Annotated in this window: 18 protein-coding genes; 11 read left to right on the plus strand and 7 right to left on the minus strand. The window is 68.6% G+C overall.

Going from position 1 to position 14,863, the window contains the following annotated elements; translation table 11 throughout:
• The 4 genes from P2L57_RS14025 to P2L57_RS14040 all read left to right on the plus strand — a co-directional run bounded on the left by P2L57_RS14025 (position 1) and on the right by P2L57_RS14040 (position 4,053).
• A complete protein-coding gene (locus P2L57_RS14025; RefSeq protein WP_275813639.1) occupies positions 1 to 846 on the plus strand; it encodes an alpha/beta fold hydrolase in 846 nt (281 codons plus the stop codon).
• Positions 843 to 2,045 carry a glycosyltransferase gene (locus P2L57_RS14030; RefSeq protein WP_275813641.1) on the plus strand — a complete coding sequence of 401 codons (1,203 nt, stop codon included), beginning with the start codon at positions 843 to 845 and terminating at the stop codon, positions 2,043 to 2,045. Before P2L57_RS14025 ends, P2L57_RS14030 begins: the two co-directional genes overlap by 4 nt.
• On the plus strand, positions 2,042 to 3,157 hold the full coding sequence (locus P2L57_RS14035) for a class I SAM-dependent methyltransferase (RefSeq protein WP_275813643.1): 1,116 nt from the start codon (positions 2,042 to 2,044) through the stop codon (positions 3,155 to 3,157). Before P2L57_RS14030 ends, P2L57_RS14035 begins: the two co-directional genes overlap by 4 nt.
• 257 nt (positions 3,158 to 3,414) lie before the next feature.
• Positions 3,415 to 4,053: a GAP family protein gene (locus tag P2L57_RS14040; protein ID WP_275813645.1), complete on the plus strand. Its 639-nt coding sequence runs from the start codon at positions 3,415 to 3,417 to the stop codon at positions 4,051 to 4,053.
• A 6-nt stretch (positions 4,054 to 4,059) separates the two neighbouring features.
• Here the strand turns inward: P2L57_RS14040 and P2L57_RS14045 are convergent, their stop codons facing one another.
• Entirely contained in the window at positions 4,060 to 4,437 is a 378-nt protein-coding gene (locus tag P2L57_RS14045; RefSeq protein ID WP_275813646.1) for a DUF7144 family membrane protein, read from the minus strand.
• Positions 4,438 to 4,759: 322 nt separating this feature from the next.
• On the opposite strand from P2L57_RS14045, the gene P2L57_RS14050 reads away from it, so the two are divergent.
• A complete protein-coding gene (locus P2L57_RS14050) occupies positions 4,760 to 6,094 on the plus strand; it encodes a hypothetical protein (protein WP_275813648.1) in 1,335 nt (444 codons plus the stop codon).
• Positions 6,095 to 6,162: 68 nt separating this feature from the next.
• On the opposite strand, the gene P2L57_RS14055 is transcribed toward P2L57_RS14050, so the two are convergent.
• A complete protein-coding gene (locus P2L57_RS14055; protein ID WP_275813650.1) occupies positions 6,163 to 6,651 on the minus strand; it encodes a MarR family winged helix-turn-helix transcriptional regulator in 489 nt (162 codons plus the stop codon).
• A gap of 152 nt (positions 6,652 to 6,803) precedes the next feature.
• Between P2L57_RS14055 and P2L57_RS14060 the strand changes: the two genes are divergently transcribed.
• Entirely contained in the window at positions 6,804 to 7,178 is a 375-nt protein-coding gene (locus P2L57_RS14060; RefSeq protein WP_275813653.1) for a DoxX family protein, read from the plus strand.
• A gap of 102 nt (positions 7,179 to 7,280) precedes the next feature.
• Here P2L57_RS14060 and P2L57_RS14065 read toward each other — a convergent pair whose 3' ends face one another.
• A complete protein-coding gene (locus P2L57_RS14065; RefSeq protein WP_275813655.1) occupies positions 7,281 to 7,661 on the minus strand; it encodes a LysR family transcriptional regulator in 381 nt (126 codons plus the stop codon).
• Positions 7,616 to 7,795 carry a LysR family transcriptional regulator gene (locus P2L57_RS14070; RefSeq protein WP_275813657.1) on the minus strand — a complete coding sequence of 60 codons (180 nt, stop codon included), beginning with the start codon at positions 7,793 to 7,795 and terminating at the stop codon, positions 7,616 to 7,618. Before P2L57_RS14070 ends, P2L57_RS14065 begins: the two co-directional genes overlap by 46 nt.
• 11 nt (positions 7,796 to 7,806) lie before the next feature.
• On the opposite strand from P2L57_RS14070, the gene P2L57_RS14075 reads away from it, so the two are divergent.
• Positions 7,807 to 7,974, plus strand: coding sequence for a hypothetical protein (locus P2L57_RS14075; RefSeq protein ID WP_275813659.1), 168 nt, complete (start codon positions 7,807 to 7,809; stop codon positions 7,972 to 7,974).
• Between the two features lie 32 nt (positions 7,975 to 8,006).
• Here the strand turns inward: P2L57_RS14075 and P2L57_RS14080 are convergent, their stop codons facing one another.
• Both P2L57_RS14080 and P2L57_RS14085 read right to left on the minus strand, forming a co-directional pair.
• Positions 8,007 to 9,158, minus strand: coding sequence for a PP2C family protein-serine/threonine phosphatase (locus P2L57_RS14080; RefSeq protein WP_275813660.1), 1,152 nt, complete (start codon positions 9,156 to 9,158; stop codon positions 8,007 to 8,009).
• Positions 9,159 to 9,300: 142 nt separating this feature from the next.
• Positions 9,301 to 9,687, minus strand: a complete 387-nt coding sequence (locus tag P2L57_RS14085) for a nuclear transport factor 2 family protein (protein WP_275813662.1) — start codon at positions 9,685 to 9,687, stop codon at positions 9,301 to 9,303.
• A gap of 562 nt (positions 9,688 to 10,249) precedes the next feature.
• Between P2L57_RS14085 and P2L57_RS14090 the strand changes: the two genes are divergently transcribed.
• Positions 10,250 to 10,597 (plus strand): VOC family protein, encoded by a 348-nt coding sequence (locus P2L57_RS14090; protein WP_275813664.1) that lies wholly within the window; start codon positions 10,250 to 10,252, stop codon positions 10,595 to 10,597.
• Between the two features lie 213 nt (positions 10,598 to 10,810).
• On the opposite strand, the gene P2L57_RS14095 is transcribed toward P2L57_RS14090, so the two are convergent.
• A complete protein-coding gene (locus P2L57_RS14095) occupies positions 10,811 to 11,410 on the minus strand; it encodes a TetR/AcrR family transcriptional regulator (RefSeq protein ID WP_275813780.1) in 600 nt (199 codons plus the stop codon).
• Between the two features lie 164 nt (positions 11,411 to 11,574).
• Here P2L57_RS14095 and P2L57_RS14100 point away from each other — a divergent pair, with 164 nt between their 5' ends.
• From P2L57_RS14100 to P2L57_RS14110, 3 genes are all read left to right on the plus strand, one after another.
• Positions 11,575 to 12,783, plus strand: a complete 1,209-nt coding sequence (locus P2L57_RS14100; protein ID WP_275813665.1) for an FAD-dependent oxidoreductase — start codon at positions 11,575 to 11,577, stop codon at positions 12,781 to 12,783.
• Between the two features lie 484 nt (positions 12,784 to 13,267).
• A complete protein-coding gene (locus P2L57_RS14105; RefSeq protein ID WP_275813666.1) occupies positions 13,268 to 13,627 on the plus strand; it encodes a hypothetical protein in 360 nt (119 codons plus the stop codon).
• Positions 13,628 to 14,833 (plus strand): radical SAM protein, encoded by a 1,206-nt coding sequence (locus tag P2L57_RS14110; RefSeq protein ID WP_275813668.1) that lies wholly within the window; start codon positions 13,628 to 13,630, stop codon positions 14,831 to 14,833.
• The last annotated feature ends 30 nt before the right edge of the window (positions 14,834 to 14,863 follow it).

The following is a 14,863-nucleotide window of genomic DNA, read 5'->3' on the forward strand; positions in this document are numbered from 1 at the left end:
ATGGCGATGATCCGGACAGCCGACGGACCGGATGGCATCACACTCCATGTACAGCGGCTCGCTCCGCCGGACGGTCGCCCGCCCACCGCCACCGCCGTGCTGCTGCACGGCCTGCTCACCGACAGCCTGGCCAGCTACTACTTCACCGTGGCCCCCGCGCTCGCCGCCGCCGGGATCGACGTGGTGATGTACGACCACCGCGGCCACGGTCGCAGCGAACGCCCTTGCGCCGACTACCGGTTGGCCGACTTCGTCCGCGACCTGGAGCGGCTGCTCGACCGGTTGGAGATCACCGGCCCCGTCCACCTGGTGGGCAACTGCTTCGGCGGAACGGTGGCCTTCGAGTACGCCGTCCGCCACCCGGATCGGGTCGCGGGTGTCTCGCTGATCGAATCGAATCCGGCCACGGAGTCCTGGGCCAAGGAGATAGCCGATATCTTCCGGCGTCTCGTCACGGAACTGGTCGAGCACGAGGCCGAGGCGCTGGCCTGGGTCAACGCCAACGAGGGCGGACACACCGCCAGGTTGGCGAAGTCGGCGGCCCGGCTGATGCGCTCCACCAGCATCGCGACGGACGTTCCGGCGAGCCGGGTGCTCAGCGAGGAGCAGGTCCGCTCGGTGCACTGCCCGGTGCTGGCCGTCTACGGCTCCGACTCCGAACTCGCCGGGCAGACATGGCGGCTGGAGTCGCTGGTGCCGGGCACGCGATCGATCGTCCTGCCCGGCCAGGGCCACTCCGTGCTGGCGGAGGCACCCGGGCTCGTCCTCGATCTGCTCCTGTCCGGTATCCGCGAGCCCGGCGGCACGCCGCCGGTGCCGGTCCCGGCCGAGGGCGACGCACGGTGAGCCGCTTCCTGTTCGTCGTGCCGCCGCTGGTCGGCCATGTCAACCCCACAGTGGGAGTCGGGGCTGAACTGGCCGCCCGCGGACACCAGGTGGCCTGGGCCGGAATGCCCGAGGTCGTGCGACCGCTGGTCGGCGACGGCGCCGCGGTCTTCGTCTGCGGCGGTCCGCGGCTCGGCGAGGGCGGCGCCGTGCGCCCACCGGACGTACGCGGCCCGAGCGCGCTGAAGTTCCTCTGGGAACGATTCCTGGCGCCGCTCGCCGAGGAGATGACCCCTGGCGTGCGTGCGGCGGTAGCGGACTTCCGCCCGGATGTGCTGGTCGCCGACCAGCAGACCGTCGCCGGAGGTCTGACCGCCGAACTGCTCGGCGTACGGTGGGCCACCTCCGCCACCACCTCGGCCGAGTTCACCGGCGCGCTCGACGGCATGCCCAAGGTCGACGCCTGGCTCGACGGGCTGCTGGGCGACCTGCGCCACTGCACGGGCGACCCGGCCGGGACGGCGGATCCGCGGTTCTCACCGCACCTGGTGCTCGCCTTCACCACCGAGGAACTCGCCGGACGCCCGGTGCGGGCGCGGGACCGGATTCGTTTCGTCGGCCCGTCGATCGCCCACCGCCCGACCCCGCACCACTTCCCCTGGCGCTGGCTCGACCCCGCGCGCCCCTCGGTACTGGTCACCTTGGGCACCGCCAACGCCGAGGCAGGCGCACGCTTCCTCGCCGAATGCCGCGAGGCCGTGCGCCGCCGAACCGACCGCCTCCAAGCGGTGATCGCCGACCCCGCGGGCTCGCTCGGTCCGCCCACTCCGGATGACAAGGACGTGCTGGTGCTGCCATACGTTCCCCAACTCCCGCTCCTCGAAAGGGTCGACGCCGTCGTCTGCCACGCGGGACACAACACCGTCTGCGAATCCCTGTGGCACGGCGTCCCGCTGGTCGTGGCACCGATCCGCGATGACCAACCCGTCGTCGCCGCCCAGGTGGTGGACGCCAGGGCGGGCATCCGCGTCAGGTTCGGCAGAGTCACGGCGTCCAGGCTCGGCGACGCGCTCGACGCCGTGCTCCACGAGCCCGGCTATCGTGCCGCGGCCGAGCGAGTCGGGGCGTCCTTCCACGCGGCGGGCGGAGCCGCCGCGGCCGCCACCCACCTGGAACGGTTGGCGGACGAGCCCGCGCCCATCCCCGAGGTGAAGAAATGAGCGGCGGCCACACTCCCGGAACGGCAACGAAGCGGAACCGCGCCGCGACCGTCGCCCAGCTTCGTCCGCGCTACCAGGCCGATCTGGCCCAGGGCACCGCGCAGTTCTTCGACCAGCGCCGCGCCGACTGCCCGTGGTGCGGCTCGACCCGGCTGCGGCAGCGACTGCGGACGCCCGACCTCTTCCAGCACAAACCCGGCCACTTCAACCTCGACAAGTGCCAGGAGTGCGGCCATGTCTTCCAGAACCCCAGGCTGAACGGCGCGGGTCTGGAGTTCTACTACCGGGACTTCTACGACGGACTGGGGGAGAAGGACCTCGAAGGCGTCTTCACCGGACCCGGCCGGGAGAAGATGTACCGACGTCGCGCCGAGTCCCTGAAGCCCTTCGCCCGCTCCCCGAAGAGCTGGCTCGACGTCGGCACCGGCCACGGGCACTTCTGCGCCACTGCCCGTACCGTCTTCCCCGGAACCTCGTTCGACGGACTGGACTTCAGCTCAGGTATCGAACTGGCCGAGCGGGCCGGCCGGATCGACCGCGGATTTCGCGGCAGCTTCACCGAGTTGGCGCGCGGGGAACTCGTCGGCGGATACGACGCCGTCAGCATGTATCACTACCTGGAACACAGCACCGACCCGCGGAGCGAACTGCGGGCAGCCCGGCAGGCGCTCCGCCCGGGAGGGCATCTGCTGATCGAGGTGCCCGATCCGCAGAGCCGCCTCGCCGCAGTGCTCGGCCGCTGGTGGCTGCCCTGGCTGCAACCACAGCATCTGAACTTCGTGCCCGTGGCCAACCTCCGCGAAGAGCTGACCGTCCTCGGCTTCACCGTGGTCGCCGAGGAACACGCCGAGCCGCATGACACGGTCGACCTGCTCGGTGCCGTATGGCTGTCGCTGAACGCCATCGCCCCACCCGAGGACGCTCCCTGGCTCGCCAAACCGACCGACGGCATCCATCGCCTGCTACGCGCCGCGATCTTGTTGGCCGGGGTTCCCGCACTGCTCGTGGGCACCACGCTCGACCGGCTGCTGGTCAAGCCGATCGCCCACCGGCTGGGCCTGAGCAACGCCTACCGGGTGATCGCCCGGCGGCCTGAGGCGCCGCCCGGGTAACGCCCGCTCCCGGCGGTCAGCGCGGGGCGTGCCCGCCCGCCGCGGCGCGTACACCGCAGGAGGCCCAAGGTGGCGCACATCGCAGCTGTGCATATGGGGCCCTCGGAGTACAACCGCCGCGGACGGCGATGTTGCCGGCGGGCAGGCGTGAGCGCGTCACCCGGTCGCGGCCCGGTCGGTTCTCGCCTTGCCCGCGCGGGCTGACGACAATGCCCTGGGACGCTGCACGGCTGGCGCGATGAGTGAGGGCGGTGTTGATGGGTGACCTGACGGTGCTTCCGCTCGCGGTCACCATGATGATGGGCCCGCAAATCATCACGGCCGTCATCCTGGTGACGACGCCTCGCCCGGTGCGGGCCTCGCTCGCGTTCGTCGCCGGGGTCATCGTCGCGGCGGCGGCGGGTACGGCGGCCGCACGAGGACTCGCCGCGCTGCTGAGCCACGCGATCGGCCTGGGCGCTCATGCGGATCGAGGCTCGGCGGGCAACGTCATCCAGTACATCCTGGTCGCGTTGCTGCTGTTCCTGGCCTTGCGGAGTTACCGGGGCCGCGCGACCGCCGAGCCGCCGAAATGGCTGGGCACACTGCTGACCGCGGGCCCCGGCAAGGCCTTCAAGGCGGGATTGCTGCTGGTCCTCCTGATGCCGTCGGACATCGTGATCATGCTGACGGTGGGCGCCAACCTCGCCTCGCGCCGCGCGGACTTCGGCTCGGCGATCCCGTTCCTGGCGGCCACAGCACTGATCGCGGCGCTTCCGCTGCTGATCTACCTGCTGTTCCGGCCGCTGGCGGCAAAGGCGATGCCCAAGGTCCGGGACTCGTTGACCAGCCACAGCTGGCTGGTCAACGTGGTCTGCTGCCTGGTCTTCGTCGTGCTCATCCTGTCCGGGGTGTGATCCCGGCTACGCCTCCACGGGCCTGCCGCCGTAGGCGCACAGCGCGTAGATCGCCACGATGTCGAACACGATGATCACCAGGGACCAGAACGGGTACGCGGACACGACCCACATATGAGCGAACGCGTTGACGGACAGCACCGCCACCCCGAACCAGCGCCCTGTCTGACCGCCCGCCAGGACGCTGAACCCTGCCACGGCCTGCAGGATGGCGAGTGCCAGCAGGGTCCAGCCCCACGCCCGAAGATCGCCGATGACGATGTGCGCCCCGGCAACGAAGACATGCGACTGGACGATGGCGGCGATGGCCTCAAGGCCGTTGAAGAACGCCAGGATGAACAGCATGACGGCCGCGAAGGTCACCATGCCGCTACCGGGGCGCATACCCCTGGCAGGCGCTCCATGCGCACCCGCTGCTGATGAGGCATGAGAAACCATGACACACCTCCCATGAGGTCTCGCTCATCCACCGTCTCACGGGACGGAGTACTGCTCCACCGCACCGGCCGCCGACCGCTCTCCTACCGCTTCGTGGCTGCGAGCGTGACGGCTGGTTCCCCGATGGCGCGTCACTCATGGGGCCCACCTCCGGTCGCCAACCCGGTGTCGCGCGGTTTGTCTGGACGCGGTGGCCGCGCGCTACGGCACTCCCACTCGTCGAGTGCGTTCCCGTGGAAGCGTCGGGCCACCGCACAGGGAGCGTGAGATGGCGCCTAGTGAGCCGGACGGCGGCCAGGGACCGCCGGGTCCGCGGGAAGGGGAACCGGGCGAGCTGGAGGCGCTGCGGCGCCGCATTTCCCGGTTGGAAGCCGCCGCCCCACCCGCTGCCGTCCATCACCGCCTGCGCACCACCGGCTCCGTCCTGCTGATCACGCTCGCCTCGGTGCTCTCGCTGTTGGCCGTACTGTCCGTGTGGGCGAGCAACGAGGTCGCCGACACCGACCGGTATGTCGCGACGGTGGCGCCCCTGGCGGGCAACCCCACGGTGCAGGATGCGGCCACCAATCGGATCACCGGCGTCGTCCTGCACCAGATCGATGTGAACTCCCTGGTGAACCAGCTCGCCCAAGCGGCCGGTGAGCGGGGCGTGCCACCACGGGCCGCCAGTTTGATCAAGGGACTGTCCGGGCCGATCGCCAAGGGCCTGACCAGCCTGATCCACGATGTGGTCCACAGGGTGGTCACCAGCAAGCAGTTCGCCACGATCTGGGCCGACGCCAACCGGGCCGCGCACAAGGCGATCGACAAGGCCCTGACCGGCAAGGGCGGCGGCAGTGTGCGACTGGTCAACGATCAGGTCGCGATCGACGTAGGCCCGGCCGTGGCCCGGGTCAAGGACGAACTGGTCAGCTCGGGTTTCGGCGCCGCTGCCAAGATCCCCCCGGTGCACACGCGGTTCGTGGTCTTCTCGTCGCCCGACATCGCCAAGCTCCAGACGTACTTCCGCCTCCTGGAAATCGCCGGCGACTGGCTTGCGGTGGTCGCGGTCCTCATCGCCGCGATCGGTGTCCTCATCGCCGCGAACCGCCGCCGGGCGCTGATCGGGGCCGCATTGGGCGTGGCCGCCGCCATGCTGGTGCTCGGTCTCGCGCTCGCCGTCTTCCGGGCCTTCTACCTCGACCATCTCCCTCCGGAGGTGTCCCAGGCCGCGGCGGGCGCGGTCTACGACGCGCTGGTGCGGTTCCTACGGCAGGCGGTGCGCGCCGTGGGGGTCCTGGCGCTGGTCGTTGCGATCGGAGCATTCCTCATCGGGCCGTCCCGGGCCGCCGTCGCCATTCGCTCCGCGGGCAGCACCGGGATCGGGGGCGTACGCGGTGTGGCCGACTCGCTCGGGTTCCGGGCGGGCCCGGTGGAGTCGTTCGTCAGGCGCTACAAGCGCTGGATCGGGGCGGCGGTGCTGCTGATCGCCGCCGTCGTGTTCATCTTCTGGAGCCATCCGACAGCCGTGGTCGTCTTCTGGTTCGCGGTGGTCGTCCTCGGCGCGTTCGGCATCCGGGAATTCCTCGCCCCCGCGTCTGGCCATACCCCGACGAAGGGTTAGGCCGCGATGCGGTGGAACGGGAACCTTGCCGGGGCCGGCGGTATCTCGGCGCGTCGGCCGGGAGTGGGTCAGGACTGCTGGTTGGGGCATGCTTCGTCGGGCCCGATCGCGCTGTTGACGCGGTGGCCGATCTCCCGCAGCTGCCGCTGCTGGGCCTTGGTCAGCGGGTCGAAGAGCAGACGGCGTACCTCGGCGACATGGCCCGGGGCGGTCGCCACGACCTTCTCCCAACCGGCGTCGGTGAGAACCGCGAGGGTGTAGCGCCCGTCGGCCGGATCCGGGGTGCGGTAGACCCAGCCCCGCTTCTCCAGCCGCTTGATCACATGGGACAGACGGGAGAGCGACCCGTCCGCGAACAGTGCCAGCTCGCTCATCCGCAAGGTGCGCTCCGGCGACATGGACAGCCCGGACAGCACCTGGTACTCGAAGTGGCTGATGCCCGCATCCCGCTGCAGCTGGGTGTCCAGCGCGGCCGAAAGCCGGATCAGCATGCTGACCAGCGCCAGCCAGGACTCGCGTTCCTCGTCGTTCAGCCAGCGGGGCTCATCTGCGCTCATCCACTCACCCTAACTTGATCCATCAACTCGACGACCGGCAGGAGACGCTTGAACCGTCAAGCGACAACATGCCCCGATTCACTTGACGCTTCAAGTTGGATGGGCCTATCGTCAAGTTGAATATTCAAGTTATCGAGCAGGAAGTCCCCCTGATGAACATCACCCTGTGGATCATCGCGAGTGTCCTCGCCATCGCGTTCTTCGCTGCCGGTTTGATGAAGATCGCCCAACCGCGCGAGAAGCTCGCCGCCTCCGGCATGGCCTGGGCAGGGGACTTCTCGCCGGGAGCCATCAAGGCGATCGGCGCCGTCGAGATCCTCGGCGCCCTCGGCCTGATCCTTCCGGCCGCGCTGAACGTCGCTCCCGTCCTGGTCGCGTGGGCGGCCGTGGGTCTGGCGGTGGTCATGCTGAGCGCGGCCGTGGTGCACGCGCGCCGCAAGGAGAACCAGGCGGTCCCGGTCAATGTCGTACTGCTCGTGCCGGCCGTACTCGTGGCCTGGGGCCGCTTCGGCCCGCACTCCTTCTGACCTGCCCGGCGGCGGGCCCTCCCGCCAGGTCGGCGCCGTGCTCTGGAACGCCTCTCCGGACGACGGAGGCGAGCTGCGGTGAGTGCGCGGGCGCGTCGGTCGTCAGACGAGGAAGGCCGTGGCTTCGAGGTTTTCCGCCGCGACGGCAAGGGCTGTCTGTGCGTAGGCGGCGACTGACCGGCTCCGTGTGTCGCGTCGATAGGCAGGTGCCACCGTCGTGGCGCTCAGATCCGACACCGGGATCGACGGAGCGCGCTGGCCGCCGTCGCGCTGGTAGCGCTCGTTGACAGCGCGCAGCAGTCGCCCATCGCTGCCCGGCTTGACCGCGATGACCGGCGGGCGGTCACCCTGCCCGGCTCGCAGCGCACGGGCCTCGGCGGTGGTGATGGCGTCCAGCGCGACCGTCGCGTCCTCCAGCAGGACCGAGCCAGCCGTGGTCAGGCGGATGTGGCGGGTGGTGCGCTGCAGCAGGGCCACTCCCAACTTGGCCTCCGGCGCGCGGATGGCGCGGGGAGCGCGGTTTGTGCCATGTGCAGGCGCTGCGCGGCCCGGGTGAGGTTCAACTCCTCGGCCACCGCGACACAGTAGCGAAGAGCCCCCGAGTCCGGGCGATTCATGCGTAGCCCCGGTGACGGGGGCGAATCGCGGCATCGGCATGGAGACGGCGGCCCAGCTCGGCGAGTTGGGGTTCCATGTGGTGCTCGGGGCCCGCGACATGGCCGCGGCGATCGCGCCGCGTCGGATCTACGCGGCCGTGGCCTCAGCGCTGCGGCACTGGCACTGGACGTGCTGCTGACGTCACATCAACTCGCCGTGCGCGGGCAGCGGTCAGGGTGTCCCCGATTCAGGTGTGACACCCCGATGACTTTGCGCGCCCGACACGATTTGTCGACTGGACACCGCGGTACGAGCCAGGGCCAAGACCGCCATGTCGTCCTGGATCCGGCCGCCCGCCCAGCGGGATACGTCCTGGACGAGAGCATCCACGAGCTGGCTCGGATCGGTGTACCTGCCAGGGGCGAGTTGTGTGCAGGGATCGTAGAACGTGCCTTCCTTGTTGCGTGCTTCCGTTACACCGTCGGTGACCAGCAGAAGCGAGGCGCCGAGCCGCAGCGGAAAGACATCCCCGTCCGACGCGCGGCCGGACTTGGCCTCTGGAAGTCTCAGCCCCAGCGGCAGCTCGTGATCGGTGGGTTCCAGCCGGACCGTGGCTCCGTCGTGGACCAGGAAAGGCGCCGGATGCCCTCGGTTGATCAGCCGGACCGAGCTCCCGTCCGGAGGGATCTGGACCAGCACGGCGGTGGTGAAGTCCTCAGCGCCGGCAACGGTGTTCCGGCGGTCACTGTCCCGAGACAGCGCCCCGTCCAACTGATCCGCGAGCTCAGCCAAGGTGGGAGCGTGCTCGGCTTCCTGGCGAAACGCGCCGACGATCACGGAGACGGACGAGACCGCCTGCAGCCCCTTGCCCCGGACATCGGCGATGATCGCTCGCACCCCGAACGGGGTGGACTGCACGGCATACAGGTCCCCACCGATCCGGGCCTCGACCTGAGCCGTCTCGTACCGGGCGGCTACCGCGACCGGCCCCGCACGGCGCGGCGGATCCGGCAGTACCGCCCGCTGCGCCGCCTCGGCCACGTCGCGGGCCAACGCGAGATCGCGCCCTTGCCGGCCCACCATGCTGTTGATCAACAGCGCCAGGACACTGGTGACGATGACGACGGCCAGGTCGACGAAGAGTGCCATGGGCGGGCGTCGGACCTGCAGATCCACCACAACCGAGACCGCGCACGCCGTTATGGCGAAGGAAAGACTGATACGAAACGGCAGCAGGGCGCCCGCGACCAGCGGAGCTGCGGCCAGGAGGGGCAGCCCCATGTACGGCTGGAGTCCGAAGAGGTCGGCCGCCGCGCCTCCGAGGAGCAGCAGGGTGACGGCGGCACCCCGGAGTCCAAGCGGTCCAGCGCGGATCTTCTCCATTGCCTCTCACTCGGCCGTGGGGCTCGTCCGGGCATTGAGTGCCAACCGGTCATCCGGATCATTCCGGTAAACCTTAAATAAATTCTGCCATATCGGCTATTCGCTTATGTGACGAGGTCGGCGGGCGCCTGCGGTGTCGCGTTCAGTGCTCCAGCGCTCGGGCGATGGGCAAGGTGTCGGACGTCTGGCGCAGTTGTGTGATCTTCCCCGCGCGCAGGGTGAAGAAGTGGGCGAACCGGGAGGCGAAGTCATTGCCCTTTGCGGTGATGCCGATGTAGCGGCCGAGCACGATGACGTGGTCCTCGTCCTCGTAGAACTCGTCGCCGACGCAGCGGAATTCCTGGAAGTCGCCGAGGAAGCGGAAGAAGTCGTTGACGATGTGTTCCAGGCCGTCGTAGACGCCCCCGTTGGGGAAGCCCTCGGCAACGTCCCACTGTGCCTCATCGGCCACCACGGACCTGATGACCTCCAGGTCGCCCTTGGCGTTGTAGAAGCGGCGGACGACGTCGATCTGCGGGGAGTCGGTCATGGTGCGCGGTTCTCCTCTCGTCGGTGGTGAAGTGGTAACAGCCGGCTTGCGCGGGCCGCCACGTCAGGCTCGTCGAGGATGCCCGACAGTTGGGCTCCCGCGCAGCCGCGCTTTCGGCCTTCCGGCAGGTGCAGGTAGGCCAAGCCTGTGGGCGCCACCTCTCCGGGCGGGGTTCGGCATCATGCGGGGGAGGCCGCACAGCTGGTTTGTTATTCATTCAACTTTCGTCGGCGATCAGTACGCACTCGGAGGCTGCTGATGAACGCGAGCACCGCCGCCCGCGTCATCAGTGACAACTGTCGGTCGTCTGATCCCCACACGCCTCGAACAACCAGCGTTTCGGCGCCCGCGAAGGTGTCCTACCCAGGGCCCTGCGGGAGGAGTTCGTCAGCACGACGCCGCCGTCGGCTGCGCCTTCGTCGTCGAGCAGGATACGGATGGACCCGTTCGACCACGGGCGAGTGGGTTCCTGTCAGAAGGAGTTTTCACCCTTGAGCGATGATGGGTGTGTCGGCTATGCAGGTTCTGTGCGTGGCAACCGCTCGGTGGCTACCGTTCTCGCATGATCAACGGTGCTCACGTCATCATTTACAGCCAGGACGCGGTTGCGGACCGAGCCTTCTTTCGGGATGTCCTTGGCTATCCGCATGTCGATGCAGGCGATGGCTGGCTCATCTTCAAACTGCCTCCGGCGGAGGTCGCGGTGCATCCGTCCGACGGGCCGTCACACGAGTTGCTCCTCATGTGCGATGACGTCCAGGCGACGGTGGATGAGCTGACAGCCAACGGCATGGAGTTCATCGAGCCTGTCACCACAGTGGGATGGGGGGCGAAGGCCGTGTTGCGGCTCCCTGGCGGGGGTTCGTTGGGACTCTACGAGCCACGCCACGACGTGGCCTATGAGCTTTGACCGGTCCTGTCGACAGGAACCACTCGATCAACTCCCGTTCATCATCGGTGAGTTCCACGCGCGTCACGCTGGCGTTCTACCAGCTCGGACCAGCTCCCCGAAAACCAGATGGGGGGACGCCGTCGGCCAGGGGCCCGCCACCTTGGCACACCCGAAGGATCGCGCAGCCGCCCCACCATGCACCCCACCGGCGTTCCGTGGACTCAGGGATGCCTAGCGTTCCCATCCGCCCGCGCCGCCCGGACTGGTCATGCCACTCCAGCCGTTGTCGAGGAGGGCGAAGATCCGGTCGAGGGCTGTTTCGGCGTCCGGTCGTCCGTGGACGAGGGCGACGGCGTCGAGGGCGAAGTGGGCCAGTGCCTGGCAGCCGGGGTCGTCGGCGGGCAGGCCGGCGTCGGTGCCGATCGCCGCCGCCAGCGCGTTCTCGTGGCGGAGCCACATGCGGCGGCCGTACTCGCGCAGCGGTGGAGTGGTGTCGATGAGGTGGAGGAAGTCGGGGAAGCCGGGATCGGCGCGGACCTGCCGGGAGCGTTCCTCGTGCAGGAGTCCGCGCAGCGCCTGGGGGACGGTCTGGCCGACGGGGCGGTCGCGGACGGCGGCGACGAGTGCGGCCTCGCGGTCGGTGTCCTCGTCGAAGACCAGTGCTTCCTTGCCGTCGGGGAAGTGTTTGAACAGCGTGGTCACCGAAACATCGGCGGCCTCGGCGACGTCCCGCACGCCGACCGCGTCATAGCCGCGCTCCAGGAACAGCCTCAGCGCCGCGTCCGCCAGTGCCTGGCGGGTCGCGGCCTTCTTGCGCTCGCGGCGCCCCATCTCGGTCATACCACTACACTAGCACATCCGATCACTAAGTTTATCGGTTGCGCTTTTTTATCGACTTCACTTATGGTGATGGTGTCCGGCCGCCCGACCGGGGCCGGCCAGAGGACGAGCCGCCGCGGCGGACGACCACTCCAGACAGAAAAGGGATCTCACCCGTGACCACCACACCCCGCATCGCGATCATCGGCGGCGGACCCGCCGGACTGATGTGCGCCCGCATCCTGCAACAGCACGGCACCGAGCCGACCGTCTACGACGCCGACGCCGCCGTGAACTCCCGTGACCCGGGAGGCACACTGGACCTGCACGCCGACGCCGGCCAGATCGCCCTGGAGGACGCCGGCCTGATGGACGCCTTCATGGCGCTGGCCCGCATCGAGGGTCAGGCAATGACCCGCCGGGACCACCACGGCAGCGTCCTGGCCGAATACATTCCGGCCGAAGACGACACGGCAGCCCCCGAGATCGACCGCGGCCAGCTGCGCACCCTGCTCTTCGAACACCTCAAGCCCGGCACCGTGCGATGGGGGCACAAACTGCTCCAGGTCACCCCGGCCGGTGACGGGACACACCACCTGGAGTTCGCCAACGGCACCCGCGTGCAAGCCGACATGGTCATCGGGGCGGACGGAGCCTGGTCGAAGGTCCGTCCCCTGCTCACCGACGCGGCGCCGCAGTACCTCGGGGTCTGCTTCCTCGACGTCCGGTTCGACGATGTCGACACCCGCCACCCCGAGATCGCCGCACTCGTCGGTGATGGCCACATGTTCGCCAACGACAACGACGGCCGCGCGGTGATCGTCCAGCGCAACAGCAACAACATGGTCCGCGGCTACATCGCCTTCCGCGCCAAAGCCGAATGGCACACCGAAGCCGGCGTGGGCCTCGCCGACCGTGACGCCGTCCGCGCCTTCCTCCTGCGGGAGTTCAGCGGTTGGTCAGCGACCATGCGTCCGCTGCTCACCGACAACGACAGCGACTACATACCCCGCTCTTTCTGGGCCCTGCCCGCACCCCTGACCTGGAGTCACCTCCCCGGCGTCACCCTCATCGGCGACGCCGCCCATCTGATGGCGCCCTTCGGCGGACACGGCACCAACCTCGCCCTCCTCGACGCCGCCGAACTCGCGCACGCCATCGCGAAGGAGGACACCATCGACAAGGCCATCACACGCTACGAGGCAACGATGTTCCCTCGGTCCGGCGAACTCGCCACCAGTTCCAACAACGCACTCCGGGGCTTCTTCGCCACCACGTCCCCGGACGCCCCGCACCTCCCCCCGGACCACGCCCAGGAGCACAAGAACTACATGGCCAGGGCAGCCGAATACCGCCGCCGGCAAGCCGAAGCCGATCACGCATAGGACATCGGCACACCTCACGCACCAAGAGCATCGCGTCGACCACGGGGTGAAGCGAACCCCGGGCCGCGCCTTGCCCGCCGCGACCACGAGGCGCGCCACCGACGTCGACAGCCGACGGCTCGTCCTCGGCACCCATTGCGCCCGCGGGCAACGGCAGTTCACCGAACCGCCACACGTACACGCGGCCGCGGGCGCAGTTCGAGGGCGTGATCTGGCGGTTCCGCACGTCGCGCTGCTGACGGATCCCGAGCGCGCCTGTCTTCGCTGTCACACGTCAGATCACCGGGCGGCTGTCCTGCGCTGCGGTCCGCGCCCACCCCGACCGGATCCACCCCTGCGGCCCACCGGCCAGGCGAGCGTCGCGCCACGACGAGCCGAGAACCGACCCACCCGCCTGACCCGCCACAGATCAGGCTCTCGGACGGCTATACCGGGGGCACTCACCCTTTTGGCGTATATGCGGCGGTAGGCCTGGCTGCTATTGATGGAGCATCCGCAACTGACCAGCCTGGGTGGGGGGATCGGCGTGATCGAAAAGGACCGTTCGGATTCCGAGTCGCAGGAGCTCGGTGAAATCTCCAGCAGTGCCTGTGCGCGGCTACTTGCGATGCACACCCAAGAGGTGTGCGCGATCAACGTAACGGCCGGCGGCGACAGGTACCCGGACTTCTTCGTGGAAGGTCCCGGGAATCCACCCGGATGGCATGAGAGGTTCGGAGACAAGGGGCCGCGCCCCTTCCATGGAGATGACCTCGCTGCCAACTCCGGTGCGCGGGTGCACACAGCACCTCACATTCCGGTCGCCCAGGCCTACTTGCGTCTGCGATCGAGCCTCGACAAGTAGGTGAGCACCCACGCGGAACAACACGGCCACGACAAGCAGGCCGCCAGCGCGCTGACGCCGCCGTACCTGCAACTGGTGGTCAAGGTTTCGAAGTTCTGCAACCTTCGCTGCCGGTACTGCTACGAGTATCCTTCGCTGGGCGACCGGACCGCCATGAGCCTGCCTGATGTTCGGAAGATGATCCGGCACGTCGCAGAGTGGCTGGCAGGCCAGAACAGGTCGGCGGACTTCGTGTGGCATGGCGGCGAACCGCTGTTGATGCCACACGGCTTCTATCGTGAGGTCAAGCGGATTCAGGAGCAACTCCTTGGCTCCGCTGGCATCCCTTACAGCAACTCCGTCCAGACGAACCTCTTTCGGCTCACCGATGGCGACATCTCATTGATGAGCGAAGTCTTCGACGAGGTCGGTGTGTCCCTGGACCTGGTGGGCGGCCAGCGGGTCACGGTAGCCGGTCGCTCCGCGCAGCCGCGCGTCCTGGCGAACATGCAGCGTCTCATGAATGCCGGAATTCCCTTCGGCTGCATCACGGTGCTTTCCCGTGCCACGGCACCTCATGTCGCGGCGATCTACCGTTTCTTCGAAGACGCGGGCTTGAGCTTCCGCCTCCTGCCGATCTACCGAACGGGCTACCCAGGACAACAGGCGGACCACGAGCTGACCCCAGCCCAGATCGTCCGTGCCCTCAAGACCGTCACCGACCAGTGGTTGCGTTCGGACAGTTTCCTCAACGTCGAGCCGATCCAGAGCTATGTGGCGAATGTCGTCCATGCGCTGTCGAGTGGCGCGAGTCCGCGTTTCTACGACAAGGAGCATGGCGAGACCATTCTCATCATCGACACGGACGGGTCTGTTTACTCCAACGCAGACGCCTATGACCCGACCCTGTGCCACGGCAATGTCTTCACCGATTCCGTTCAACAGCAGCGCCGCTCCGCGCCTTTCGGCGAGGCGTTGCGCCAGTCGCGGCACCGGGTCCAACGGGTGTGCACCGGCTGCCGGTTCCACGGCTCGTGCTCCGGATTCTTCGCCGCGGAAGCCACGCCGGAGCAGCGGTGGCGAGATCCCGTGTCCGGCGTGCCCTTCTGCGGCGTCGCGCTACCCATACACTGCTACATCGAAGAGCGCCTCACCGCGCTCGGCCTGGTGGACAGCGTGACGCATCGCCTGGACCGGTCCCTGCTTGAACGGGGGGCCGTCGCCTGACCGCATCCGGTCGCACCAGCTGAATCCCGA

Origin of the sequence: Streptantibioticus ferralitis, from assembly GCF_029223525.1 — a bacterium.
Taxonomy (GTDB): domain Bacteria; phylum Actinomycetota; class Actinomycetes; order Streptomycetales; family Streptomycetaceae; genus Streptantibioticus_A; species Streptantibioticus_A ferralitis.

Bases quoted from the DNA above. Each gene is read 5' to 3' on its own strand.
- P2L57_RS14025 (WP_275813639.1), top strand. From the start codon at position 1: ATGGCGATGATCCGGACAGCCGACGGACCGGATGGCATCACACTCCAT.
- P2L57_RS14035 (WP_275813643.1), top strand. From the start codon at position 2,042: ATGAGCGGCGGCCACACTCCCGGAACGGCAACGAAGCGGAACCGCGCC.
- P2L57_RS14040 (WP_275813645.1), top strand. From the start codon at position 3,415: ATGGGTGACCTGACGGTGCTTCCGCTCGCGGTCACCATGATGATGGGC.
- P2L57_RS14045 (WP_275813646.1), bottom strand. From the start codon at position 4,437: ATGCGCCCCGGTAGCGGCATGGTGACCTTCGCGGCCGTCATGCTGTTC.
- P2L57_RS14050 (WP_275813648.1), top strand. From the start codon at position 4,760: ATGGCGCCTAGTGAGCCGGACGGCGGCCAGGGACCGCCGGGTCCGCGG.
- P2L57_RS14055 (WP_275813650.1), bottom strand. From the start codon at position 6,651: ATGAGCGCAGATGAGCCCCGCTGGCTGAACGACGAGGAACGCGAGTCC.
- P2L57_RS14060 (WP_275813653.1), top strand. From the start codon at position 6,804: ATGAACATCACCCTGTGGATCATCGCGAGTGTCCTCGCCATCGCGTTC.
- P2L57_RS14070 (WP_275813657.1), bottom strand. From the start codon at position 7,795: ATGAATCGCCCGGACTCGGGGGCTCTTCGCTACTGTGTCGCGGTGGCC.
- P2L57_RS14080 (WP_275813660.1), bottom strand. From the start codon at position 9,158: ATGGAGAAGATCCGCGCTGGACCGCTTGGACTCCGGGGTGCCGCCGTC.
- P2L57_RS14085 (WP_275813662.1), bottom strand. From the start codon at position 9,687: ATGACCGACTCCCCGCAGATCGACGTCGTCCGCCGCTTCTACAACGCC.
- P2L57_RS14090 (WP_275813664.1), top strand. From the start codon at position 10,250: ATGATCAACGGTGCTCACGTCATCATTTACAGCCAGGACGCGGTTGCG.
- P2L57_RS14095 (WP_275813780.1), bottom strand. From the start codon at position 11,410: ATGGGGCGCCGCGAGCGCAAGAAGGCCGCGACCCGCCAGGCACTGGCG.
- P2L57_RS14105 (WP_275813666.1), top strand. From the start codon at position 13,268: ATGGAGCATCCGCAACTGACCAGCCTGGGTGGGGGGATCGGCGTGATC.